The following is a 25,387-nucleotide window of genomic DNA, read 5'->3' as shown; positions in this document are numbered from 1 at the left end:
GATGACCAGCCCGACCTTTATCCGCCTGCGCTTTGCGTTCAAACTCAGTTTTGCCATTGTGGCCGCACTGTTTCTGGGTTTTCACCTGCAATTGGAAACGCCACGTTGGTCGGTGCTGACCGCGGCGATTGTCGCCGCAGGCCCTGCTTTTGTCGCCGGTGGTGAGCCATTCTCCGGTGCTATTCGTCACCGTGGTTGGTTACGTATTATCGGGACATTCATTGGCTGCATCGGTGGCTTGGTTATTATAGTTCTGACTATCAGAGCGCCGGTATTAACCCTGATGCTTTGCTGCCTGTGGGCCGGGGTTTGTACCTGGATCTCTTCACTGGTACGGGTTGAGAACTCTTACGCATTCGGTCTGGCGGGTTACACCGCGCTGATTATCATTGTGACCACCAGCGGAACACCGCTTTTAACACCGCAGTTTGCGGTTGAGCGCTGTAGCGAGATTGTGCTGGGGATTGTCTGTGCGGTGATGGCGGATCTGCTGTTTTCTCCGCGATCGATCAAACAGGATATTGATCGGTTGGTCGATAAAGTGCTGGTCGATCAATATACGTTATTGCAGTTATGTATCCGTCCGGCAGAAAAAAATGATATCGATCGTGCCTGGAATGATCTAGTCAAAAATACTTCTGCACTCAATGGGATGCGCAGCTATCTGATGATGGAGTCTTCCCGTTGGCAGCGTTGTAACAGCCGTTTGCGGGTATTGCATACCGAGTCACTGGCGCTTATCACCCAGGCATGTGAAAGCTATCTGGTAGGGCTTAATCACCCTGACATGCTGAGCGCTGAGCTGAAAGCAATATTAAGCGAACCGGCCAAAACTCCGGCTGAAATTCATCAGCGGATGAAAATATTGCGTGGCTATATCGGTGCCAGTCACAGCAAGGCTATCCCCCCAACGATTAGCCGTTGGGTCGGGGCGGCGACACGCTATTTATTGCTGTCAAAAGGGATTCATACCAACAGCAGTATCAGCCGAGTGGAAGAAGAAATTCTGGCCTCGGATGTCCCGGTCAAATACGTTTCAGCCGAAGGCCATCATGCGATGATCAATGGCCTTAGGACCGGTATTGCCACGGCGATTGGTGGGCTGTTCTGGTTGTGGACCGGTTGGACATCCGGTGCTGGCTGCATGGTGATGATTGCAGTGGTGACCTCACTGGCAATGCGCACGCCTAACCCACGCATGGTCGCGATGGACTTCCTGATGGGGGGCATCATGGCGCTGCCCATTGGCGCGCTCTACTTTATGTTTATCATTCCATCGACTCAACAAAGCATGTTGCTGCTGTGTATCAGCCTCGGGCTATTGGCTTTTATTATCGGTATCGAGGTGCAAAAGCGGCGGCTAGGATCACTTGGGACACTGGCCAGTACTATCAACATTATAGTGCTGAGTAACCCAATGGAATTTAATGTCAGCATGTTTCTCGACAGCGCTCTGGGCCAGATTGTCGGCTGTTTCGTGTCGTTGATTGTACTGTTGTTGATCCGTGATAACGCCAAAGACAGAACGGGCAGAACCTTACTGAACCGCTTTGTTTATAGTGCAGTATCGTCGTTGACCACCAATAAAGCCCGCCGCAGCGAGAATAATTTACCGGTGTTATACCAGCAACTGAATCAGCTCATGATGATGTTTCCCGGTGATATTGATAAGTATCGTTTGGCCTTGACGCTGATCATTGTGCATCAGCGGCTCAATAATACTGAAATCCCGGCGAACCCCGAATTGAGCGCTTTCCACAAACAGATCCGCTATACCGCCGAACGGGTTATTAATGCAAAAAACGATCAGAAACGGCGCAATTACTTCGCCTGCTTGCTACAGGAAATGGATCAATATCAACAAAAACTGGCAGATTATCAATCGCCTGACACATTGACTCACCCGGTTAGACTGTTGGCTAACATACTACACAAGTACCAGCGTGCGCTTATTTAGTGAGCGTCTTAATAGGGCTAAACTGTTCCCATAACCTTATCCGGGGTTATACTGAGTCTGGAGCCGTCCTTCCTCGCCCTCTACCAACAGAGGGCACCATTCCCCTCAGGAGGTTGACAAGATGTTTGCACAAAGCCCATCACACCATCGATTACACGACCCATTACAATCCCAACGACACCACGACGGTGTATACCATATCGGCTATTTTGTCGCAGGATGTTGGCATCAGGGCGAAGAGACATTCGAGGTGCATAACCCTGCGACCGGCGAGCTGGTGGCAAAAGTGGCGAAATCCGGTAAAAAAGAGACTGAAGCGGCTATCAACGCAGCCAGTGAGGCTTTTCCCGCCTGGCGCAGGATGCCCGCTAAACAGCGCGCTGAGATTTTGCAACGGTGGTATTTGCTGATAATGGAAAACCAGCAATCATTGGCTGAAATAATGGTTTCTGAGCAAGGTAAACCATTGAAAGAAGCGCTGGGCGAAGTTGTTTATGCCGCCAGCTTTATTCAATGGTTTAGTGAGCAGGCCAAACGGGCCAACGGTGAAATCATTCCGCCAGCCAAAGAAGGTGCGCGCATTTTGGCAACTCGCGAGCCGATCGGCGTGGTAGCGGCCATTACGCCGTGGAATTTCCCGCTGGCGATGCTAACCCGCAAACTTGGGCCAGCACTGGCCGCCGGTTGTACTGGGTTGATTAAGCCGGCTAATAACACTCCCTTATCGGCTTTTGCCTTGCTGGCGCTGGCTCAACAAGCGGGTGTGCCTGCGGGGGTGCTCAACGGGGTTGCCGGTGATACACAGGCTATCAGTGATGCCATTATGGCCAGCTCTAAAGTACGTAAAATTTCCTTTACCGGTTCGACCGAGGTCGGCAAAACATTGATGCGTAATGCGGCCGCCACCATGAAGAAAATCTCGATGGAACTGGGTGGCAACGCGCCTTATATTGTGTTTGATGATGCTAATTTGGATGCAGCGGTTGCCGGTGCTATGGCATGTAAATTCCGTAACGCCGGCCAGGTGTGTGTGTGCGTCAATCGCTTCTATATTCAGGATGGCGTGTATGACGAGTTTGTCACCCGTCTGGCTGCTGAGGTTAAAAAACTGAAGGTCGGCAACGGCATGGATAAAGACGTACATATGGGGCCGTTAATTAATATTGCCGGAGTGGAAAAAGTAGAAGATCACGTCAAAGATGCGCTTGAGAAGGGAGGGCGTCTGCTAGTCGGGGGGCATCGTCATGCGCTGGGCGGGAATTTCTACCAACCCACCGTGATTGCCGATGCAAATGAACAGATGAAAGTGGCATCGGAAGAGACGTTTGGCCCACTGGCAGCCTGTTTCCGTTTCAAAACTGAAGAAGAAGTGATTCAACGGGCAAACAGCACCCCGTTTGGGTTGGCGGCTTATTTTTATACACAGAATCTGCAACGCGTATTCCGGGTTTCTGATGCGTTGGAAAGCGGTATGATTGGTGTCAATGAAAGTTCGGTGTCTACCGAACTGGCTCCCTTCGGCGGCGTGAAAGAATCCGGTCTTGGCCGTGAAGGTTCGGTATTAGGGCTGGATGAGTTTATGGAAGTCAAAACTCTTCATTTGGGTAATTTATAAATTAGATTGATGAGCCAACAGTGAGCGTGGGTTATCGTGATGATGAATAAAACCGTTATTGGAAGTTTTAGGGTTAAGGAAAACCATGAATAAAAAGCTTATGGCCATTCTGAGCGGGGTATTGTTACTGGCGCTAGCGGCACTGCTGGGGGTTGGCGGCGTCACTGCACGAGATATCGGTCAATCGCCGGACTTGGAGCGCTCCCCGATAACAGCTCAAACCATCACTGGCTCTGCTTCCATTGAGCAATTAACCCAGCTCAAGCCGGTAGTAAAATACTTGCAAGCGCATCATCGCTTGCCGGATTTTTACATCACTAAGCAGCAAGCCCGTGCACAGGGCTGGGAACCAAAGATAGGCAATTTGTGTAACATATTGCCAGGTAAAGCGATTGGCGGTGATCGATTTTCCAACCGTGAGCGTCAGTTACCGGAAGCCAAAGGCCGTAATTGGCATGAGGCTGATGTGAACTATCGTTGCGGGCACCGTGGTAGTTACCGTTTGTTGTATTCGAGTGACGGCCTGATTTATCTAACTCAGGATCACTATAAGCATTTCATTCGGGTGGAGTGAGAAGATGGTAAAAGTGGTATTCGATTTCGACCATATACCGGACTTTCCCGCATTCTATGCCACATTTCGCCAGAAGTTTTCGCTGAGCGAAGAGTTTGGTGCCAATCTGGATGCATTGTGGGATGTTGTTACCGGAGAGATAGCATTACCGGTAGAGATTGAATTTATTCACTTCAATCCCCGCCACAAACGCCGTTTTGGTGCAATAGTGCTGCTATTTGAAGAAGCAGAAGAGGAGCTGGCGGGTAGCTTACGCTTCAATATCACATGATAGTCGGTGCATGTGAGTCGGGAGCCGGGTTAGACCCGGCCCCGCCCGATTAACGCTGTTTCTCTGCCAATTCACGCAGATACTGAAAGATCTGGCGATAGGATTTTGGTGGTTTATTGGTGGCTTTCTCTTTCTGTGCGTTACGCACCAAGCTACGCAGTTGCTGGCGATCAGCATCTGGGTACAATTCTAATACCGTTGGGATCGCCTCATCACCTTCTTCAACCAAACGATCACGCAGCATTTCCAGTTTATGGAACAGCGATACTTGCTGGTTATGGCGGTTTTTCAGTTTATCCAACGCAGTCTGAATCGGTTCTACATCGCGGGCGCGCAACATCTTGCCGATCAACTGGATCTGACGGCGGCGGCCTTCTTTTTTGATCTTCTGTGCCAGCTCAACGGCGGCCAGCAGATCTTCATCCAATTGGATCCGTTCCAGTGCGTTTTTACCCAGCTCAACCAGCTCGGTACCGAGGTCTTTCAGTGCTTCGGCATCACGTTTAATTTCACTTTTACTGACCCAGATTATCTCATCATCATCTTCGTTTTTATCTTCTGGGACTGCATCTAGCCAGTCTTCGGGCTGTTTGTTCATGGTCAAATTCCTTAAAAAGAGGCTAATCCTAGCAGGTTGTTGGCTTTCTGCGAAATTGTACAAAGATCTCTGATAGACTCAGAACTAAGGCATTCTCTATTTTATCCGTGAAAGCCGTCGTATTACGACACTTTCCTGAACGATTATCTCATTAATTATGGCAGACTGATGAAAGTAGTCACTCAAGTTGCAGAACAGCGTAAAACGCTGGAACAAGCGGTTGCACAGGCGTTAGAATTGGCTCGTGCTGGCTCTGATGCGGCCGAAGTTGCCGTCAGCAAAACCACCGGAATTAGCGTCAGCACACGCTTTGGTGAAGTGGAAAACGTGGAGTTCAACAGCGATGGTGCGCTGGGAATTACCGTTTATCACCAGCAGCGCAAAGGCAGTGCGTCTACTACCGATTTAAACCCAGATGCGGTTGCCCGCACCGTTCAGGCGGCGCTGGATATCGCCCGTTATACCTCACCGGACCCTTTTGCAGGGCCGGCTGAAAAATCGCTGCTGGCATTTGAAGCACCGGATCTGGACTTGTTCCATCCGAGCGATTTAGATGCTGAGCAAGGTATCGTGTTGGCCGCTCGCGCGGAACAGGCGGCATTGCAGGCAGACAAGCGGATTACCAATACCGAAGGCGGCAGTTTCAACAGCCATTATGGTATTAAAGTCTTTGGCAACAGCCACGGTATGTTGCAAAGCTATTGCTCCAGCCGTCATTCGCTTTCCAGCAGCGTTATTGCTGAGCACAATGGCGACATGGAACGGGATTACGCCTATACCATTGGTCGGCGCATGGAGGACTTAGCCAGCCCGGAATGGGTCGGTGCAGAGTGTGCTCGGCGCACGTTGTCGCGCCTCTCGCCACGTAAACTGCCTACGATGCAATCGCCGGTGTTGTTTGCCGCTGAAGTTGCGACCGGCCTGTTTGGTCACTTGGTTTCGGCTATCAGTGGCGGCAATATTTACCGCAAATCCACCTTCCTGCTCGATCATCTGGGAAAACAGATTTTACCTGAATGGCTGACCATTGAGGAGTACCCGCACTTATTGCGTGGCCTGGCGTCAACGCCATTCGACAGTGAAGGTGTGCGCACGGTACAACGTGAAATCGTTAAAGATGGAGTGCTGCAAACCTACCTGTTGACCAGCTATTCTGCCCGTAAATTGGGGCTACAAAGCACCGGCCACGCGGGTGGTATCCACAACTGGCGCATTGCCGGTCAAGGGCAGGATTTTGCCGGAATGCTAAAGCAACTGGATAAAGGCTTGGTGGTAACTGAGTTGATGGGCCAGGGGGTTAGCACCGTGACTGGTGATTATTCCCGTGGCGCGGCAGGCTTCTGGGTTGAAAACGGTGAAATTCAGTATCCGGTTAGCGAGATAACCATTGCCGGAAACTTGAAAGATATGCTGCGCAATATTGTCAGTGTAGGCAGCGATATCGAAACCCGCAGTAATATTCAGTGTGGCTCAATCTTATTACCTGCGATGAAGATTGCGGGAGAATAATAAATTGTTGCTGTGAATCTAAGGCTGGCATCTGTTGCCAGCTTTTTTTTGGCCTCAATCTAACCGCACCTCATTTCTCAACCGATTACACAAAATCATTGTCAGTTTTTGCTCCCATTGCCTATGTTAAATAGGAGCAATGTACTAATACACACTATTTCAATAACAATAATCCGCCCAAACTGGGTATTGCTGCAAAACGTGGCAACGCCGAATTTGAGGGGGATAGAAGGAATGTGAGCATGGGTAAGAAAATGATGGCGTTAATGGCGGCAGTATTACTCAGTGCCAGCACTGTAGCGATGGCGGCGAGTGTGGCAGACAACATGGAGACGATTGCTGAGAATTATGGCAAGGTGCTGAAGTCTGCGTCAACAGATGTGGTTAAACAAGGCTTAGAAGCGATGCGTGCGGCGGCGCAGGATGCGCAGAAGGGCATCCCTACCAAGCTGAAGAGTAAAGGCGAGGGTAGCGCTGAGGTGAAGGATTTTCGCCACGGCCTCGACTTACTCATCGGGCAGATTGATGGCGCGTTGGCTTTAGCGAATCAAGGCAAGACCGATGAGGCTAAAAAAGCCGCGCAAGACTTCAAACTTACCCGTGATACCTACCATAAAAAGTACCGTTAATAGTATCCCCTGTCCTTGACGTTACAGCGCGCTTCGCTAGCTGGCTGTAACGTCAATCGCTTTAGGTCTGGTGTTTAGCGGTGATATTCACCGGCGGCTTCCGGCTGGTAAAGCAATTCCAGTACGGTTATACGCGTCTCATCGCCACCTGGCAGTTGCCAACTGATTTCGTCATTGACGTGCATTCCTAGTAATGCCGCACCCAGCGGTGCCATCACTGAAAGTTGCTCGTTGCTGTCTTTTAGCGATGCCGGGTAAACCAATGTGCGGATATGCTCTTCCTGACTGTTCAAATCACGAAAACGCACGCGACTGTTCATCGTCACCACATCGGCAGGAATGGCGTTAGGTGGCAGAATTTCTGCACGATCCAGTTCTTCGTTGAGCGCTTGTGCGACCACCGTACCGGCAAAGGCCGGTTGTGCCAGTAATGCATCCAAACGTTCAGCATCCAGCTCGTTAATCGTGATGGTTGGCTTGGTCATACCACTCTCCAATTCAATTTCAGCAAAACATAAAAACAACACCCCCGCGCCATAGGAGAGGGGGTGTTAGAAAATAATCTATTATTACTCTGATATTAGGCGCTTCCGGCTAGAAAAGAAAGAGATCCGGATCACGAACTTTTTTTCGCTACAAATGAACTCTACGTATTTATAGCGAAGTTATTTTGTTGTTAATGATTAAGTTAGCGATGTCATTGTGCATTTTTGCGAATGTGATCCCTCCGGTACATTACTTTTCCACTTTGAACTGGAAAAAAAGCCGCTACACACCCATTCCGCGAGCAGGTAGGGTGATGTCATAGCGCAAAGGCAAGGGAGGGTAGATAAATCACTGAACTTATCTTTGCAGTCATAAATTTGTTATAGCAAGGAATAGAGGATTGCCAGCGTGAATGATATAGCCGCAGTGAATGCAGCCGAGGTCCCAGGAATGGAGGAAGCAAATATCATCACCGAGCGGGTATTAGCTGAAATTACCGCGATGTTAAATGCTGAAAATATTTTTACTAATGACGTTCAGCAGCAAATGTTGACATCACATATTCGGGCAATGGTATTACGCTCAATTACTGGTGAGCCGTTACCTGAAGTGGATAAGTCATTATTTGATGAGATTTCAGCACATTCGATGCAAATGGCACAGCAAGTCGTCGATAAGTTTGTTAGTTTGCCGATTGAAGAAGCTTACCTGTTGTCTGTCCATTTTGAAGTAGCGAAAGATAATAACCCATAAATACTGATCTGGAGAAGAAACTATGAGTCAAATTACCGTTGTGATTGGCGACCGTTTAGGAAAAGGCCAGAAAGTAGGCCAAGGTGTTGAATTAGCGGGTGGCCGTGTTGTCGTTATTCCTGGCGTTGCCGCAGACATGAAACTGGGTGATATGATGAATAGCGAAAAAGCGGATTTCGGTATTTCATTCTGTGGTAGTGGTGGTGCCGGTGCCATTACAGCACAAAACAAATATGGCTATAAAGCAAAATACGGTATGCGTTCAGTTGAAGAAGGCGTAACGGCAATAAATGAAGGCTACAAAGTATTGGGTTTTGGATTTATGGATAAAGAAGAGTTAGGGCAGAAATTAGTTGAAGCCTATATTAAGAAATACGGCCAACCGTAATGAAAGAGCAATATACCACACAGGTTAAGGTAAAAGGCAAAGGCGATACTAAAGGTAAAGCTTTCGCAAACGCACTGGGTAATGTCCAGAATACGGTGTTGAAATCGACACAAAATATTCTACTAAGGATTGAGCCACAAGACGTAAAAGTATTAAGTGCAGAACTATCCGTTAAAAATGAAAAATTTTTATATTTTTTTCTGCCTCGGGAAAGAAAGACATACAGCGTTGAGTTAGATATTACCGTGAACGTGACAATCATTAATACAGATAAGGTCGTTTTCGTTTCTAAATAAAAAGGATATCCCCTTCGTACTTGAAGCCGCAGGGGGTTAGCTGCAACTCCAATTGCTTTGGGTATAGCTTATAGATGAAAAGGATATACTGATGTTTTTAATCATTCTTTTTAAGTCGATTATTATCGGCGGACTGGTTGGTGTGGGGGTCGGTGTTGGGGCCGCCCGTATGTTCCATGCACCGACAATACAGGGAATGGGCGCGTTTCGTACCTTGGGCGAGTTAAACTCGTGTGAGGGGGATCCAGCATCGCACTTCTCCTTTGGTTTAGGATTCTTCTTCAACGCCTGGGCCTCTTCGGTCGCGGCAGGTGCATTTACTCAGGACGTTGACCATCGCATTATTCCTAACTGGGGTGCCGCAGCATTGATGATCAAAAATCGCAATGTAGCGGAAACTATGCATAACCCGAAAAAGATGGCCATCGCCTGTGGGATTATTGGGGTTATTGTTGTCAGTTTCTTGAATACCACTGCTTCTGCGGTGCCAGCAGCATTGCAGGTAACGGCAATTAAAGTGTTAGTACCTGCGGCAAATATTCTGGTTAATACGGTGATGCCGGTTATTTTCTGGTTAGCCGCAATTGACGCCGGGCGTCGCTCCGGGTTCTGGGCCACTATTTTCGGCGGTTTAGCACAGTTAATTATGGGTAACGCCGTTCCAGGTCTGGTTCTGGGCATTTTAATTGGTAAAGGTGTTGAGGAAAGCGGTTGGAATAAAGTCACCAAGATCATGATGACAGTCATTGTGCTGTTATTTGTTCTCAGTGGTTTCTTCCGCGGATTTGACATGAAATTCCTGGAGTCATTCAGTCTGGGTGTGCCCGTCTGGCTCGATACCATTCATAACGCATTGAGCGGAAAATAACACAGCAATAGGAGCTTGATGATGGATGAAAAAACCAAGAATGATTTTTGGTATGCCGACTGGTCATTCCCAATCTTTGTAGGATTATTATCCTCCGGCGTATTTGCTGGTACTCATATGTATTATTTATATGGTATCGGTGCATTTAACGAAGTGGCATTTGTTTCAATGTTGCGTGCTGGGATGGATACCGGTGTTTATGGTGCGGTTGCCGCATTTGGTGCCAGTTTCTTATTTGCCCGTATTATTGAGGGTTCGCTAGTTGGTATTTTGGATATCGGTGGTGCGATTCAAACCGGTGTGGGGCTGGGTGTGCCAGCATTATTACTGGGGGCTGGGTTTGTCTTCCCGGTTGCTAATTTTGCCGCATCACTGGTCACCGGCCTGATTATTGGTTTAGCTATAGGTTATCTGATTATTTTGGCGCGTAAATTTACGATTAACCAAAGTAATTCAACTTACGGTGCTGATGTCATGATGGGGGCAGGTAATTCCTCTGGCCGTTTCTTAGGGCCATTGATAATCCTGTCTGCTATTACTGCATCTATTCCGATTGGAATTGGCTCTTTAGGTGGTGCACTACTATTTTATCTGTGGAATAAACCTATTACCGGTGGCGCGATTTTGGGTGCCATGATTTTAGGTTCTATTTTCCCAGTCGCTATTTAATGATGTACAGGGTAAATATTAAAATTACCGATATTTACCCTGCTAACACCACTGCGGCGTCAAGTAAGAAGGGTATAAGATAATGTATGACTTTATTATCAAACAAGCAGTATTAGTTGACGGTCGTCAGGTTGATATCATAATTAATGATGGAAAAATAGTTGCAGTCGATGCAGCTATTACTGCTGAAGAACATAATAAAACCGAACCTTCGGTTTATTCCGCCAGAAAGGTGTTGAGTCTCGCTGGGAAATATTACATCAGTGCCGGCTGGATTGATTCTCACGTTCATTGTTATCCCGCATCTCCTATTTATCATGATGAAGCTGATTTGGTTGGCGTTGCCAGCGGTGTGACGACAGTCGTGGATGCAGGCAGCACTGGGGCTAATGATGTTGATGATTTTTACCGCCTGACCCGTGAGGCTAAAACCCATGTCTATGCTTTTTTGAATATTGCGAAAACTGGCATTGTTACGCAAAACGAATTAGCTGATATGGCGCAAATTGATAAACAGAGTGTTAGCGAGGCGATTGCCCGTAACCCCGGTTTTATCATTGGTATTAAAGCCCGGATGAGCGGCAGCGTAGTGGGTAAGAATGGCATTAAGCCGCTAGTCCGTGCCAAAGAAATTCAGCAGGAAAACAACCAATTACCGCTGATGGTACATATTGGTAATAACCCCCCGGATCTGGACGAAATTGCTGATTTGCTCATGCAGGGTGACATCATTACCCACTGTTACAACGGTAAACCCAATCGTATCCTGACGCCCGCCGGTGTTTTACGTGAATCTATCCAGCGGGCATTGGAACGCGGCGTGTTACTGGATGTGGGGCACGGTAGCGCCAGCTTCAGTTTTGATGTCGCAGAGCTTGCCATCAAACAAGGGATTTATCCGCACACCATCAGCTCTGACATTTATTGTCGTAACCGCATCAGTGGCCCAGTGCACAGCCTGGCAACGGTGATGTCCAAATTTTTCACCATCGGTTTGAACCTTGAGCAGGTGATCGCCTGCGTAACAGAAAATGCGGCGCAAGCCTTGCGTTTAACCGATAAAGGCGTGCTGGCGACGGGCTATGACGCTGACCTGACGATTTTTGAGCTTAAGCAGCAACCTCAGGTATTCAATGATTCAGAAGGTAAATCGGTAACCGGTGAGAAGTACCTGGTGCCGCTGGCTGCCGTGGTAGCTGGTGACGTAGTGTTAACTGACGAAGGGAAGTCTAAAGATGTCTTCAGTCTATGAGAAATACCAGTTAAAACATGTAATTAATGCTTCTGGTCGCATGACGATGTTGGGTGTTTCAACGCCACGACAAGATGTGGTTGAAGCGGTAGAGTTGGGTTTAAACCATTACTTTGAAATGAAAGATTTGGTGAATAAGACCGGTGCTTACATTGCTAACTTGCTAAATGTTGAGAGCGCAGTCGTTGTGTCCTGCGCTTCCGCCGGGATTGCCCAGTCGGTCGCCGCGGTGATTGTGAAAGATGACGCTAATTTACGGGTTAATCTTCATGCTGCACCCCGCACGGTGCCGCATGAAATTGTCTTACCAAGAGGCCACAACGTTAATTTCGGTGCGCCAGTTGATACGATGGTGACGCTGGGGGGCGGAAAAGTCGTCGAAGCTGGTTATGCCAACGAATGTTTGCCTGAACAGCTAGAAGCGGCGATCACGCCAAATACAGCCGCGATCTTGTATATAAAATCGCACCATTGCGTACAAAAAAGCATTTTATCAGTCGAACAGGCGGTGGTGATCGCACGTAAACATCAATTGCCATTAATTGTCGATGCAGCAGCAGAAGAAGACTTGCAGTGTTACTACCAGATGGGCGCTGACTTGGTGATTTACAGCGGTGCCAAAGCCATTGAAGGGCCAACCAGTGGGCTAGTTTTAGGCAAAAAAACCTATGTTGAATGGGTGAAATTGCAATCAAGCGGCATTGGGCGGGCGATGAAAGTGGGCAAAGAGGGTATCCTCGGTCTGACCCGTGCCATTGAAAGTTATATGACGCTGGAGAAGGAAACTGGCCAGCAAATGATAACCAAAATGACGCCGTTTATCAGCCAGCTAAATACCGTTGATGGCGTATCTGCCAAAGTAGTTTGGGATGCTGCCGGGCGTGATATTGCCCGTACCGAAATCAGTTTTGATGAAGCCAAAATTGGCCGCTCGACACCGGATTTGGTGGACGCGCTGCAAAATGGCGATATCGCAATCTATTTCCGCGCCTATAAAGCTAACGAAGGTAAGATTGAAGTTGATGTGCGAAGTGTTACCCCGCCACAGCTTGACACTATTTACCGTTGTATTAACCACTTGGTTAAAGGAGCCTGACCGATGAAGTTAACCCCGAATTATTACCGTGACCGTGTCTGCCTGAATGTGCTGGCCGGTTCGAAAGAGAATGCGCGTGAGATTTATCAGGCGGCTGAAGGCCATGTCCTCGTCGGCGTGTTATCGAAGAATTATCCCGATGTTGATAGCGCAGTCAAAGACATGCGCGAGTACGCGGCGCTTATTGATAATGCTTTGTCAGTTGGCCTGGGGGCCGGTGATCCGAAACAATCGACTATGGTCAGCCAGATCTCACAACAGGTTCAGCCGCAACATGTGAATCAGGTTTTCACCGGTGTCGGCCCAAGTCGTGCGTTACTGGGGCAGCATGATTCTGTAGTGAATGGTCTGATTTCACCCACTGGTAAAGTGGGTTACGTAAAAATCTCCACCGGCCCGCTCAGCTCACAGCAAAAGGACGCGATTGTTCCGGTTACTACCGCCATTGCGATGTTGAAAGACATGGGGGGAAGCTCGGTGAAGTTCTTCCCGATGAATGGATTGGATTCGATTGATGAGTACCGTTTTGTCGCTGAGGCTTGTGCGGCGACCGGTTTCTGGTTGGAGCCAACCGGTGGTATCGATCTGGATAATTTCGAACAAATTGTGCAAATCGCACTGGATGCCGGGGTGACCAAAATCATTCCTCACATCTACAGCTCGATTATTGACAGCAAAACCGGCAATACCCGCCCGGCTGATGTGAAAATCTTGTTGGATATCGTGAAAAAGATAGTGCCGTAACAAACTGATTTACTGGCAGAAACTGAGTTAAGGTGGGATGTGAGACTGCGGCGATGATCGGCGCAGTCTCAGTGTATTGAGATAATCTGTAGCCCGCCGGTGATTGCATCGGGTTTTTAACCGGTTTTTCTCAACAGCCCCAGGCTTTCAACTTGGTCTTCCAAGCTTTACGTTCTGGGGAGGGAAGGCTGATGCGGAGTTTGAAAAATTTAACTGAGTACTTTTCCGGTTTCGCCTTAATTAAGAGGTCACGTAGCATGTTATGGAGCCACGGCGCGTTGCCCACATGTTCAAATTGTTTGGTCTTTTCTAATTGAGGCACTAAATCTTGCAAACTAGTCAGTTTATCTATCATTTTTCGGCTATTTTCCTGTTGTCTGGCTACTTGAACAGGGGAAATAAAACGGATAAATCGAACCCATAAACTCTGAGGAGGACTTTTTAAGTTATCTATGGCTTGTTGAATAATGTCCGGTACCGGTGATGGCAGTATTGCTGTTTTTGGCGTTAAGTTTGACAGTAGTGTCATATTTTCTTTGTACTGCTCTTCATGCGATTGGATAGCATTGTCTAGTTTTGTATACTCGGATTTCAATAGATCGCAATCGTTATACGCCAATATTCCTTCTTTTCGTAGTAGAGGTAAATTTGAACCATTTGTGTTTATCGGTGATAAATACCCAAACTGTTGTATATACATCAACAACAACTCATTGAGGAGTTTGTTACAATGGGCTAACTCAATATATGGATCGTACTTTTTTTCAATCTCAGCTTTTAGTTTATTGATATCTACCTGAGTTGATTTATCCTCAGGTCTGGGGGCTGGAATGCTACTTTTTACGGATTTGATGCTAGGGGAAGCTGTTGTTTGATTGTTATGTATTTCGATTTTTATATTTTTACCAATAATTACATGAGCAATCTTGGTAACTATGCTTGAAGATTTATCAACGCTGAATAATTTTCCTAAGGTGTGTTCTGATGTCATGACTTTTTTAAGTTCTTTATACAAAGAACCGTTCTTGCTGTGACCCTCTAGTAATTGCTTGATTAAGTTTGTTATTTTTTTAGTGTGTCAGGTGTTTCTTGTATAATAACAGTGTCTTTTTCATGCATAGATTCTATCTTAATATATTGGCCTATATCTTCTTTTTTTGTGTAGCCATTCAGATAGTTTTTATGCTTGCTTGAGGAATCCATATAATTTTGTAGCCAATTGGCAATATCCTCCTTTACACCTAGGATAACGCCAGGAGAGAGTTGCTTATCGATATCTTGCGTTGTTTTAATTGCAGTTTCCGCTAATTTAGATTTAGCTAATGGGTGCAAAAATGAGAGCATTCTTTGTTTAACTTTTTTGATAGGTACTGAGGATTTATTCTGTGTTGTATCTACGGGCCTTATTAGCTGGGAATTAGATTTTACGGATGATGAGATGCAAATTGGCATAATAATTCTCTCCTTATCATTAGTTATTAAAATACTCTACTGAGTTATAGGCGGTGATACTTTCAAAAAAAGCATGTCTTACATTAGTTTTTAGTAAGTATTGCCGTTGGATCACCGACCAGCCAGTAGGTGCGAAGAATGGTATCAACCGGATAATGCAAGCGTTGAGCTGTTTTTCGAATTAGACTTATGATTGACTTTTGTACCAGGTTATAGCCCAGTTGGCAGCCCATCGTAAAACCGCGGGGGCACCAAAAGTACCCTTAATAACGGAGTGGAGCGGTGAGATTTCCCTATCAACGTCTGGCCTATATGTTCGATGCGCTGCAATCGGAAACGCTGCCTCAGAATGAGTTGGCGAAACGCTTTGCGGTTTCTACTCGTACAGTGCGGGCTGATATCACGGCGTTGAATGATATTCTTGAGCATTATGGTGCGCACTTCGTCCATAGCCGGGGTTTTGGTTATCGTTTAATGATCGATGATGCGGAGCGTTTTCGTGGTTTACAACAGCAAAATCGTAAAACGCACCTGACTCCCCGTACCGCCAATGAGCGGGTACACTATTTGTTAATCCGTTTTCTAACCTCTGCTTTTTCGTTGAAGCTGGAAGATTTAGCCGATGAATGGTTTGTTAGCCGTGGCACATTGCAAAATGATATGGCTGAGGTGAGAGAAAGGCTTAATCGATACCATCTGACCATCGAAACCAAACCGCGCTATGGGATGAAACTGTTTGGTAGCGAGCTGGCAATTCGCACCTGCCTGACGGATTTGTTGTTCCAATTACAGTTACAAGATGCCGATAATCCGTTATTGAAAAATGAGCTACTCAGTATGCAAACCATTCCGGAATTGACTGGATTGCTGCATGATCTATTGGCTCAATATACCGTGCGTTTAACCGACGAGGGCGAGCAATACCTCATTTTCTACTGTGCGGTAGCCATCAAGCGTATCACCGACGGTTATCCTTTATCTGATTTCGACGCAGAAGATGTGGATGAGGCAGTCAAACTGGCGTCAGGGCGTTTGGCAAGCGAGCTTAGGTTATTGTCAGGTAAAGATATTTCGCCAGCAGAAGAGGCGTACTTACGGGTTAATATCGCGGCCCGTCGAGTGCAGGCCAGTCAGCCCGCCGATGCCAGTCGCCCCAGTGAAATCAATGCCGATGATGAAGAGACGCTGGTGGATTACATCCTTTCGTATATTAACGCCCACTATAACTACAATTTGCAGGGTGATAAGCAGTTACGAATTGATTTACTTACCCATATTAAAACCATGATAACACGGGTTAAGTATCAAATAACCATCCCTAACCCACTGTTATCTAATATTAAACAGCATTATCCGATGGCCTATGACGTGACATTGGCGGCGGTATCCAGTTGGGGTAAATATAGCCCTTATAGCTTGAGTGAAAATGAGATCGGCTATTTGGTGCTGCATATCGGGGTTGGGCTGGAGCGCCATTACAATATTGGTTATGAGCGCCATCCACAGGTGATGTTGGTGTGTGATACCGGTAATTCCACCACCCGGATGATTCAGGCGCAGATTTCACGTAAGTATCCGCAAATTGTGATGACTCAGACTATTTCCCTACGCGATTACGAAAATCTCGACTATATCGACGAAGATTTCATTATTTCGAATTCGCGGTTGGTAGAAAAAAATAAGCCAGTGGTGGTGATGTCACCGTTTCCGACTGAATATCAGTTAGAGCAACTTGGTAAGCTGGTCTTGGTTGATCGTACCCGGCCCTATATGCTGGAAAAGTTTTTTGATAGTAACCACTTTATGATAATCGACCAGCCGATGACGCAAGAGCAGTTATTCAAAAAAGTGTGTAGCCAACTGGAAGAGGAAGGGTTTGTCGATGCAGACTTCTACCCCTCCGTGGTTGAACGCGAAGCGATTGTTTCCACCATGCTGGGGGAGGGGATTGCGCTGCCACACTCACTGGGCTTGTTAGCCAAGAAGACGGTCGTTGTCACTTTGCTGGCGCCCAATGGCATCGTCTGGGGGGAGGGAGAGGTGGCCTATGTCATCTTCCTGTTGGCCATTAGTAAAACCGATTATGAAGAAGCAATGGCAATTTACGACTTGTTCGTCACCTTCGTGCGCGAGCGTTCGATGAGCCGTTTATTGAGCAGCCAGCATTTTGATAGTTTTAAGGCAATCGCGATTGATTGTTTAAGTCGAATTTAAATGGCAATTTGCTTAGTGATTGAGCTTGTTTATCCAAAGATTAGTTCGGTTGTTAGTGCAGATCGGATCATTGTTATCGGTTGATCATCGTTCCGTGATGACCTGGCCATTACCGGCCACAACACCTGTGGCTTGCGCGAAATATTGCCACCGCCACCGCCTGCGTCTTTCGGGCTGACGAGCCCGCGCGAATCACACCACTCAGTCAGCGAAATGATGAGTGCGAAGCGCGGGATTCCATAAGGGGCCACGCTGATGGCCCCTTTGGTGGTTAAAGCATCGGAGGGCAGATGAGCACTAAACTCATGTTAACCGAGCCGATAACCAAATCAAATCACTGCCACCCATATCTACGCACAAACCATCCTTTCACTAACTGCGTCGTCACCATATAGCCGGTCAGAATCACAATCAGCCACGGGAAGTAAGCGAGTGGCAGCGCCTGCAATTGCAAGAATCCGGCCAGTGGCGAGAAGGTCAGCCCGATACCGACCACAACGACTGCCAGCGTCATTAGACACAGTGGCCATGACGCACGGCTCTGAATGAACGGGATTTTGCGTGTGCGAATCATATGTACAATCAATGTCTGTGACAGCAGCCCTTCAATAAACCAGCCGGACTGGAACAGCGTCTGCATCTCCGGTGTATTGGCTTTAAATACCCACCACATCAGGCTGAATGTCAAAACGTCAAAAATTGAACTTATCGGCCCAAAGAACACCATAAATCTCCCCAGATCGCCGGCGTTCCAGCGTTGTGGCTTGGTGAGTTGTTCTTCGTCTACGTTATCGAACGGAATGGCTATTTGCGAAATGTCGTACATTAAGTTCTGGATTAACAGATGCAATGGCAACATTGGCAGGAAGGGTAAGAATGCACTGGCAATCAGTACGCTGAAGACATTACCAAAGTTAGAACTGGCCGTCATTTTGATGTATTTCAGCATGTTAGCGAAGGTGCGGCGGCCTTCAATCACGCCCTGCTCCAGTACCATCAAGCTTTTTTCCAGCAGAATGATATCGGCGGCTTCTTTGGCGATATCTACCGCTGAATCCACCGAAATGCCGATATCGGCAGCGCGCATGGCTGGCGCGTCATTGATACCATCCCCCATAAAACCTACTACATGGCCAGCACTGCGCAGGTTCTGCACGATGCGTTCTTTGTGCATTGGGGTGAGTTTGGCGAACACCGTGGTGGTACGGGTGGCTTCCGTTAGCTCTGCGTCGGTCATCGGTTCGATATCGCTGCCACGCAGAACGTGTTCAACCGATAATCCGACCTCTTTACACACTTTACGGGCGACTAACTCATTGTCACCGGTAAGAATTTTTACCGTTACGCCATTTTTCTTCAATGCCCGCAGTGCGGGTGCGGTGCTTTCTTTGGGCGGGTCAAGGAAGGCAATATACCCCTCCAAAATCAAGTCATACTCATCTGCAACGGCATAATCGCGCTGATAATCCGGCATGATGCGAGTCGCCACCGCGACCACTCGCAGCCCTTGTTGATTTTGTTCATCGGTGATGCGGCGGATGCGGGTCAGCAGCGTGTCGGTCAAGGGGATGACGTCATCGCCCTGGCGGACATGGCGGCAGATGGAGAGCATCTCCTCCAGCGCCCCTTTGCAGATAAGCTCGTGATAGCCAGATTTACCGCTGACTACCACTGACATGCGGCGGCGTTCGAAATCGAATGGGATCTCATCTATCTTGTGATAACCCGCCAGCGTAGCAGCAGCTTGAGGCTCCACCTCTGTTGACTCAGCCATTGAAGATAATACAGCCACATCCAGCAGGTTTTTTAAGCCAGTTTGGTAGTAACTGTTAAGCCAGGCGTAGTGCAGTACTCGTTCACAATTAGCACCAAATACGTCGGTGTGGCTCTCCAGCACGATTTTATCTTGAGTCAGAGTGCCGGTTTTATCGGTACACAGAATATCCATCGCCCCAAAGTTTTGGATGGCATCCAATCGTTTGACGATCACTTTTTGTTTCGACAGTTTTACCGCCCCTTTCGCCAACGTCGAGGTGACGATCATTGGCAGCATTTCCGGGGTTAAGCCGACGGCAACCGATAAGGCAAATAGTGACGCTTCCCACCAGTCACCTTTAGTAAACCCGTTGATTAATAACACAATCGGGGTCATAACCAGCATAAAGCGAATCAGCAACCAGCTAACTTTACTGATACCGCTTTGGAAGGCGTTAGGTTGCTCATCCTGATGTGTCACACGTTCCGCCAACAGACCGAAATAGGTCTGGTTACCGGTGCCGATGACGATAGCCAGTGCCGAACCGCTGACGACATTGGTGCCCATAAAGCACAGCGTGTCCCGCTCTAGTGGGTTCTGTTCTTCACATTCACGGCATTGCGCCACTTTTTCAACCGGTAGCGATTCACCGGTCAGAGCGGCCTGGCTGATAAACAGGTCTTTCGCCACCAGAATGCGTAAATCTGCCGGGATCATATCACCCGCAGACAACTTGATGATATCGCCAGGAACCAACTGAGATATGGGTAACTCACGATGACCGCTTTTACCGGTATGGGCATCACTGCGCACCACTGTGGCGGTATTGCTGACCATCGCTTTTAGCGCATCTGCCGCACGGTTGGAACGGGCTTCTTGAATGAAATGCATCAGAGTGGAAATTAGCACCATTGCGCCAATCACCAGTGCGGCGGTGAGGTCTTCGGTAGCATAGGAAATTAGGGCCAGCAGGGTCAGTAGCAAGTTAAACGGATTGCGATAGCAATGCCACAGATGGACCCACCAGCGAGTTGCCTGCTGATTCTCAATCAGATTACTGCCAGTTCGCAGGCGGATAGCCTCGGCTTCCGGTTCGGTTAGCCCCTCAGGGTGACTCTGAAAGCGCTGGTAAAGCTGTTGTGGCGCTTCATTAGCGCATTGCAAACGTTGTTGAGTCAGCGCGATAGGCAGATCTTTAGCCGCACTTCCTTGCGGCAGACCTTCTAACATGGTTTCCCGGCGAATCAGGCGGCGGGGCAGGTTACGGCTCAATACATTGAGCAACTGCCGGGTGAAATTTTTAACTTGCATGGTTCAAACCTTACTGTCATGCCATGAACTATCTTCATGTTGCGCCCACGGCAAACCTGCCGTAGAGATGGCAAAAAAATGTAATCAGCAGAGATCAACGCGGGGAACGTGTGCGCTATGACCGCCTACCAGATTGCTCTTCATCCGGTAAGGTTGCCACTTCAGAGGGGAATGGCCTTACCGGGTACACCAAAAGGTGCGGGGTGAGGGAACGGGGTCCATTGGGTAATCCACCTCCGGTAAATTAAAAGACAGGGTAGGCGCTATGCGACATCCACCCAGAGACTAACCAGTATCGCTGTTCTTGCCGCGTCAAAAAACCACCCTAACGGTGAGATAACCTGGTCAGGGTAGCTGTATGCCGCGTGCTATGGGGATATCATGCGCTGAGTCTGATTCTTTGCATGATAAACTTCCCACAACTGCGTTAAATATAAATAATCCATTTATTATATGTTTCCAAACCTAAACATTAGGTAAACCATGCAAAACCGTTTGACCATTAAGGATATTGCCCGCATGAGTGGAGTTGGAAAATCCACGGTTTCACGGGTATTAAACAATGAAAGCAGTGTCAGCCCACAGACTCGGGAGCGAGTTGAGGCAGTGATCCGCCAGCAAGGATTTACCCCATCAAAATCAGCCCGCGCCATGCGGGGGCAGAGCGATAAAGTGGTCGGTATCATTGTTTCACGTCTCGACTCTCCCTCGGAGAATCAGGCTGTTCGCACCATGTTGCCCCTGTTCTATCAGCAAGGTTATGACCCTATCTTGATGGAGAGCCAGTTTGATCCTGAATTGGTCAGTGAGCATTTACATGTTCTGCAACAGCGTCATGTCGATGGTGTGATCCTGTTTGGTTTCTCCGGGTTAAGCGCTGAAATGCTTAACCCGTGGCAGGACAAAATGGTGGTACTGGCGCGTGAATATGAGGGTTTTTCTTCTGTCTGCTACGACGATGAGGGGGCGGTGCGCCTGCTGATGGATAACCTGCGCCACGCCGGACATCGCCATATCAGTTACATCGGTGTACAGCCTTCCGATGCCACAACCGGGATGCGCCGTCACCAATCTTATCTCGATTATAGCCAACAGCATGGCCTGACTGCGACGGTCGCGCTGGGGGAGCTGAGTTATCAGAGTGGCTTCTTGTTAGCGCCTCAGGTAATAAAACCCGATACCTCGGCGCTGGTATGTGCCTCTGACACCATCGCGATGGGTGTGAGTAAGTATTTACAACAGCAAAGCCAGCAGCATATTCAGGTATGCGGTATCGGTAATACGCCGCTGCTGCATTTCCTGTTTCCCAATACCCTGTCCGTTGAACTGGGCTATGGCTGCGCAGGTATGAAAGCTGCGCAGCAACTGCTTGAACAGCTTAATAATAGTAATCAAATTCAACAAATTATAATTCCAGGGAAGCTTGCCTGAACCTCTGGTAGCATTATTTTTCGTCACGGCCATCCTGTTGCCTGAGGTGGGGTTATACCGTTGCTAGTTGCTGTGTGACACACCATTCCACGATGAGTTGACCACAAAAAACAGTACCAAGCGCTGCCAAATTGTGATCGTCAACGCAAGTTGGGAACGTTCCCATTCCATAATAATTAATATCTGGATAATATTTAACAGGCGACTATTTAATCAGCTACTAGTTTGACTTTGTCGTTAATAACGACCTTAGCGCTTTGATTAAGCACACCTTACAACTCGCACGCTATCCCACCTTTACGAAAGGTAAGATTAAATGAGCAAAGTAAAACAACAAGATATTGATCAATTGATCGTACTGGTGGGCGGCAGAGAGAATATTGCCACCGTCAGCCACTGCATTACCCGGTTGCGTTTTGTGTTAAATGATCCGTCGAAGGCCGCGCCAAAAGAGATCGAAAATCTATCGATGGTCAAGGGCTGTTTTACTAATGCCGGTCAATTTCAAGTGGTTATCGGGCCAGAAGTGGATGATTACTATCAGGCGCTAATCGCTAAGATTGGCCGGAATGAGGTAGATAAAGAACAAACCAAGCTGGCGGCACGGCAGAACATGACTTGGTTTGAGCGCGGTATTTCTCACTTTGCCGAGATCTTCTTTCCGCTGTTACCGGCGCTGATCAGCGGAGGCTTGATCCTTGGCTTTCGTAACGTGATTGGCGATATTCCGATGTCCGACGGTAAAACGCTGGCGCAGATGTATCCGGCGTGGAAAACCATTTACGACTTCCTGTGGTTACTGGGTGAAGCCATCTTCTTCTACCTACCGGTGGCTATCTGCTGGTCGACCGTGAAGAAAATGGGCGGCACTCCGGTATTGGGGATTGTGCTGGGTATCACGCTGGTATCACCGCAATTGATGAATTCTTACCTACTGGGGCAACAGACCCCAGAGGTCTGGAACTTCGGTTGGTTCACTATTGAGAAAGTGGGTTATCAGGCGCAGGTTATTCCTTCCATTTTGGCGGGGTTGGCACTGGGTTGGATTGAAACTAATCTGAAGAAAATTATCCCCGCATACCTCTATTTGGTGGTGGTACCAGTGGTTTCACTGCTGCTGGCGGTGTTCCTTGCCCATACACTGATCGGGCCGTTTGGCCGCATGATTGGTGATGGTGTGGCATGGGGCGTGAAAGCGGTGATGACCGGCAGCTTCGCTCCGATTGGTGCGGCACTGTTTGGCTTCCTCTATGCGCCGTTGGTGATTACCGGAGTGCATCAGACTACGTTAGCCATTGATATGCAGATGATTCAGAGCATGGGCGGAACCCCCGTTTGGCCGCTGATTGCGCTGTCTAACATCGCGCAAGCCTCTGCGGTACTGGGCATTATTATCATCAGTCGTAAGGTCAATGAGCGTGAGATTTCAGTCCCCGCAGCGATTTCGGCTTATTTGGGGGTTACCGAGCCGGCAATGTACGGTATTAATCTTAAGTATCGCTTCCCGATGCTGTGCGCAATGGTCGGTTCTGCGTTGGCGGGCCTTATCTGTGGGCTGACCGGGGTGATGGCGAACGGTATTGGTGTCGGCGGCCTGCCGGGTATTTTGTCGATCAAACCGCAGTTCTGGGGAATTTATGCTCTTGCGATATTAGTGGCGATTGTGGTGCCGTTAGTCCTGACCATTTTGGTTTATAAACGTAAAGACCGCCGCGGCGAATTACCGGTCTGAATCACGCTCCTCCGCCAGCGGCTATCTTTTGGCGGAGCCTTATCTCCATTTTTCTATTTTTTCTATGAATAAGAGCCTGCGATGAATAATCCTATCCCTTGGTGGCAAAACGGCGTCATTTACCAGATTTACCCGAAGAGTTTTCAGGACAGCACCGGTAATGGTTATGGTGACCTGGCGGGGGTGACGCAACGGCTGGATTATCTGCAAAAGCTCGGTGTCGATGCTATTTGGCTGACGCCGGTTTATGTCTCACCACAAATAGATAACGGCTATGACGTTGCGGATTACTGCGCCATTGACCCCGCTTATGGCACCCTCGATGACTTCAAAACGCTGGTTGCTGCCGCCCATCAACGTGGTATTCGTATCGTGATGGATATGGTGTTCAATCATACGTCCACTGAACACGCCTGGTTTAAGGCCGCACAACAACGCAATAGCCGATACCGTCAGTTTTATATCTGGCGTGACGGTGAGGGCGAGAATGCCCCGAATAACTGGCGCTCAAAGTTTGGTGGCAATGCCTGGCAATGGCACGCAACAAGCGGCCAATATTATCTGCATTTATTTGCCACCGAGCAGGCTGATCTCAACTGGGAGCACCCACCGGTACGCGATGAATTGAAAAAAGTGTGCGAATTTTGGGCTGATATTGGTGTGGACGGCTTGCGTCTGGATGTGATTAATCTGGTGTCCAAGCAGCAAGATTTCCCCAGTGATTTAGACGGAGATGGCCGCCGTTTCTATACCGATGGCCCACGTATCCACGAATTTTTGCAAGAAATGAGCCGCGATGTGTTTCAGCCGCGTGGCTTGATGACGGTGGGCGAGATGTCCTCTACTCGCCTTGAACATTGCCAGCGTTATGCCGCATTGGGAGGGGATGAGCTGTCGATGACCTTCAATTTCCATCATTTGAAAGTGGATTATCTTAATGGTGAGAAATGGTCGCTGATGCCGCCGGATCGAGTGGAACTCAAGCAGATTTTTAATCAGTGGCAACAAGGGATGCACAACCGTGCGTGGAATGCGCTGTTCTGGTGCAACCACGACCAGCCGCGCATTGTGTCACGCTTTGGCGATGAGGGCGCATTGCGTCTGCCAGCGGCCAAGATGCTGGCAATGGTGCTGCATGGAATGCAGGGCACGCCGTATATCTATCAAGGTGAAGAGCTTGGTATGACCAATCCCAACTTCACCTCAATTGATCAATACCGTGATGTTGAAAGCCTGAATATGTTTGCTGAGTTGAGCGCGCAAGGGCGCGAACCGGACGAATTATTGGCGATTTTAGCGGCTAAATCCCGTGATAATAGCCGCACTCCGATGCAATGGAATAGTCGCCACAATGCCGGATTCAGCCAAGGAACACCGTGGATTGCCCCATGCAGTAACTATGCTGAGATTAATGTTGATAGCGCACTGGCTGATGCCGATTCGGTATTTTATGCTTATCAATATCTGATAGCCCTGCGCAAGCGACATGATGTGTTCACCTTTGGCGACTATCAGGATCTCTGCCCACAACACCCTAATTTGTGGTGTTATTTACGTTACTGGCAGGGTAAGCAATTGCTGGTGGTGGCTAACTTGAGCAGTGAACCGCAACAATGGCAGCCGGAGGGGATAGAGCGGGATGGCCATTGGCAATTGCTGATGAGCAGCTATGGTGAAAGCGCCTTCCAACCACAGGAGATGGTTTTGCGAGAGTATGAGGGCGTTTATTGGATTCGGGATTGATAGCGGCAAAAACGGCTGACAATAGTCAGCCGTAGACGGTTTA

The 25,387-nt window shown here is 48.2% G+C and carries 23 protein-coding genes; 18 read left to right on the top strand and 5 right to left on the bottom strand.

Going from position 1 to position 25,387, the window contains the following annotated elements; genetic code table 11:
* Position 1 precedes the first annotated feature (1 nt).
* The 4 genes from aaeB to AT01_RS10185 all read left to right on the top strand — a co-directional run bounded on the left by aaeB (position 2) and on the right by AT01_RS10185 (position 4,417).
* The gene (aaeB, locus tag AT01_RS10200) at positions 2–1,957 is read left to right on the top strand and encodes a p-hydroxybenzoic acid efflux pump subunit AaeB (RefSeq protein ID WP_042547076.1); all 1,956 of its coding nucleotides are present in this window, start codon (positions 2–4) and stop codon (positions 1,955–1,957) included.
* A 121-nt stretch (positions 1,958–2,078) separates the two neighbouring features.
* Positions 2,079–3,572 (top strand): NAD-dependent succinate-semialdehyde dehydrogenase, encoded by a 1,494-nt coding sequence (locus AT01_RS10195; protein WP_042547075.1) that lies wholly within the window; start codon positions 2,079–2,081, stop codon positions 3,570–3,572.
* Positions 3,573–3,657: 85 nt separating this feature from the next.
* A complete protein-coding gene (locus AT01_RS10190) occupies positions 3,658–4,146 on the top strand; it encodes a ribonuclease (RefSeq protein ID WP_042547074.1) in 489 nt (162 codons plus the stop codon).
* Positions 4,147–4,150: 4 nt separating this feature from the next.
* On the top strand, positions 4,151–4,417 hold the full coding sequence (locus tag AT01_RS10185) for a barstar family protein (protein ID WP_042547073.1): 267 nt from the start codon (positions 4,151–4,153) through the stop codon (positions 4,415–4,417).
* A gap of 49 nt (positions 4,418–4,466) precedes the next feature.
* Here the strand turns inward: AT01_RS10185 and yjgA are convergent, their stop codons facing one another.
* Positions 4,467–5,015 carry a ribosome biogenesis factor YjgA gene (gene yjgA, locus AT01_RS10180; RefSeq protein WP_042547072.1) on the bottom strand — a complete coding sequence of 183 codons (549 nt, stop codon included), beginning with the start codon at positions 5,013–5,015 and terminating at the stop codon, positions 4,467–4,469.
* A 168-nt stretch (positions 5,016–5,183) separates the two neighbouring features.
* Between yjgA and pmbA the strand changes: the two genes are divergently transcribed.
* Both pmbA and cybC read left to right on the top strand, forming a co-directional pair.
* Positions 5,184–6,524 (top strand): metalloprotease PmbA, encoded by a 1,341-nt coding sequence (gene pmbA, locus AT01_RS10175; RefSeq protein WP_042547071.1) that lies wholly within the window; start codon positions 5,184–5,186, stop codon positions 6,522–6,524.
* 242 nt (positions 6,525–6,766) lie between these two features.
* Positions 6,767–7,153 carry a cytochrome b562 gene (cybC, locus tag AT01_RS10170; RefSeq protein WP_004701428.1) on the top strand — a complete coding sequence of 129 codons (387 nt, stop codon included), beginning with the start codon at positions 6,767–6,769 and terminating at the stop codon, positions 7,151–7,153.
* Between the two features lie 74 nt (positions 7,154–7,227).
* Here the strand turns inward: cybC and rnk are convergent, their stop codons facing one another.
* Complete coding sequence (rnk, locus tag AT01_RS10165) at positions 7,228–7,638, bottom strand: nucleoside diphosphate kinase regulator (protein ID WP_042548587.1); 411 nt, start codon at positions 7,636–7,638, stop codon at positions 7,228–7,230.
* Positions 7,639–8,047: 409 nt separating this feature from the next.
* Between rnk and AT01_RS10160 the strand changes: the two genes are divergently transcribed.
* The 8 genes from AT01_RS10160 to dagF all read left to right on the top strand — a co-directional run bounded on the left by AT01_RS10160 (position 8,048) and on the right by dagF (position 13,705).
* A complete protein-coding gene (locus tag AT01_RS10160) occupies positions 8,048–8,392 on the top strand; it encodes a PRD domain-containing protein (RefSeq protein ID WP_042547070.1) in 345 nt (114 codons plus the stop codon).
* Positions 8,393–8,414: 22 nt separating this feature from the next.
* Positions 8,415–8,780 carry a glycine-rich SFCGS family protein gene (locus AT01_RS10155; RefSeq protein WP_004701422.1) on the top strand — a complete coding sequence of 122 codons (366 nt, stop codon included), beginning with the start codon at positions 8,415–8,417 and terminating at the stop codon, positions 8,778–8,780.
* Positions 8,780–9,076 (top strand): DUF4312 family protein, encoded by a 297-nt coding sequence (locus AT01_RS10150; RefSeq protein ID WP_042547069.1) that lies wholly within the window; start codon positions 8,780–8,782, stop codon positions 9,074–9,076. The genes AT01_RS10155 and AT01_RS10150 overlap by 1 nt, the downstream gene beginning before the upstream one ends.
* Before the next feature lie 91 nt (positions 9,077–9,167).
* Positions 9,168–9,944, top strand: a complete 777-nt coding sequence (locus AT01_RS10145; protein WP_004701420.1) for a DUF4311 domain-containing protein — start codon at positions 9,168–9,170, stop codon at positions 9,942–9,944.
* Positions 9,945–9,962: 18 nt separating this feature from the next.
* Positions 9,963–10,613 carry a DUF4310 family protein gene (locus AT01_RS10140; protein ID WP_004701417.1) on the top strand — a complete coding sequence of 217 codons (651 nt, stop codon included), beginning with the start codon at positions 9,963–9,965 and terminating at the stop codon, positions 10,611–10,613.
* Positions 10,614–10,695: 82 nt separating this feature from the next.
* Positions 10,696–11,865: an amidohydrolase/deacetylase family metallohydrolase gene (locus tag AT01_RS10135; RefSeq protein WP_042547067.1), complete on the top strand. Its 1,170-nt coding sequence runs from the start codon at positions 10,696–10,698 to the stop codon at positions 11,863–11,865.
* On the top strand, positions 11,849–12,961 hold the full coding sequence (locus tag AT01_RS10130; RefSeq protein WP_042547066.1) for a DgaE family pyridoxal phosphate-dependent ammonia lyase: 1,113 nt from the start codon (positions 11,849–11,851) through the stop codon (positions 12,959–12,961). The genes AT01_RS10135 and AT01_RS10130 overlap by 17 nt, the downstream gene beginning before the upstream one ends.
* Positions 12,962–12,964: 3 nt before the next feature.
* The gene (dagF, locus tag AT01_RS10125) at positions 12,965–13,705 is read left to right on the top strand and encodes a 2-dehydro-3-deoxy-phosphogluconate aldolase (protein ID WP_004701411.1); all 741 of its coding nucleotides are present in this window, start codon (positions 12,965–12,967) and stop codon (positions 13,703–13,705) included.
* A 130-nt stretch (positions 13,706–13,835) separates the two neighbouring features.
* Here dagF and AT01_RS10120 read toward each other — a convergent pair whose 3' ends face one another.
* Positions 13,836–14,720 (bottom strand): hypothetical protein, encoded by an 885-nt coding sequence (locus tag AT01_RS10120; RefSeq protein WP_042547065.1) that lies wholly within the window; start codon positions 14,718–14,720, stop codon positions 13,836–13,838.
* 47 nt (positions 14,721–14,767) lie between these two features.
* Positions 14,768–15,157 carry a hypothetical protein gene (locus AT01_RS10115; RefSeq protein WP_042547064.1) on the bottom strand — a complete coding sequence of 130 codons (390 nt, stop codon included), beginning with the start codon at positions 15,155–15,157 and terminating at the stop codon, positions 14,768–14,770.
* Between the two features lie 282 nt (positions 15,158–15,439).
* Here AT01_RS10115 and AT01_RS10110 point away from each other — a divergent pair, with 282 nt between their 5' ends.
* Positions 15,440–17,371, top strand: a complete 1,932-nt coding sequence (locus AT01_RS10110) for a BglG family transcription antiterminator (protein ID WP_082039587.1) — start codon at positions 15,440–15,442, stop codon at positions 17,369–17,371.
* Between the two features lie 334 nt (positions 17,372–17,705).
* Here the strand turns inward: AT01_RS10110 and mgtA are convergent, their stop codons facing one another.
* Positions 17,706–20,438 (bottom strand): magnesium-translocating P-type ATPase, encoded by a 2,733-nt coding sequence (gene mgtA, locus AT01_RS10100; protein WP_042547062.1) that lies wholly within the window; start codon positions 20,436–20,438, stop codon positions 17,706–17,708.
* A 483-nt stretch (positions 20,439–20,921) separates the two neighbouring features.
* On the opposite strand from mgtA, the gene treR reads away from it, so the two are divergent.
* The 3 genes from treR to treC all read left to right on the top strand — a co-directional run bounded on the left by treR (position 20,922) and on the right by treC (position 25,344).
* A complete protein-coding gene (gene treR / locus AT01_RS10095) occupies positions 20,922–21,869 on the top strand; it encodes a trehalose operon repressor TreR (protein WP_042547061.1) in 948 nt (315 codons plus the stop codon).
* A 316-nt stretch (positions 21,870–22,185) separates the two neighbouring features.
* Positions 22,186–23,601 (top strand): PTS trehalose transporter subunit IIBC, encoded by a 1,416-nt coding sequence (gene treB, locus AT01_RS10090; protein WP_042547060.1) that lies wholly within the window; start codon positions 22,186–22,188, stop codon positions 23,599–23,601.
* An 81-nt stretch (positions 23,602–23,682) separates the two neighbouring features.
* Positions 23,683–25,344, top strand: a complete 1,662-nt coding sequence (gene treC / locus AT01_RS10085; protein WP_042547059.1) for an alpha,alpha-phosphotrehalase — start codon at positions 23,683–23,685, stop codon at positions 25,342–25,344.
* Positions 25,345–25,387 lie beyond the last annotated feature (43 nt).

It is taken from the genome of Yersinia aldovae 670-83, from assembly GCF_000834395.1.
In the GTDB taxonomy this organism is placed as follows: Bacteria; Pseudomonadota; Gammaproteobacteria; order Enterobacterales; family Enterobacteriaceae; genus Yersinia; species Yersinia aldovae.
This window is presented reverse-complemented; position numbering and strand designations above follow the sequence as displayed.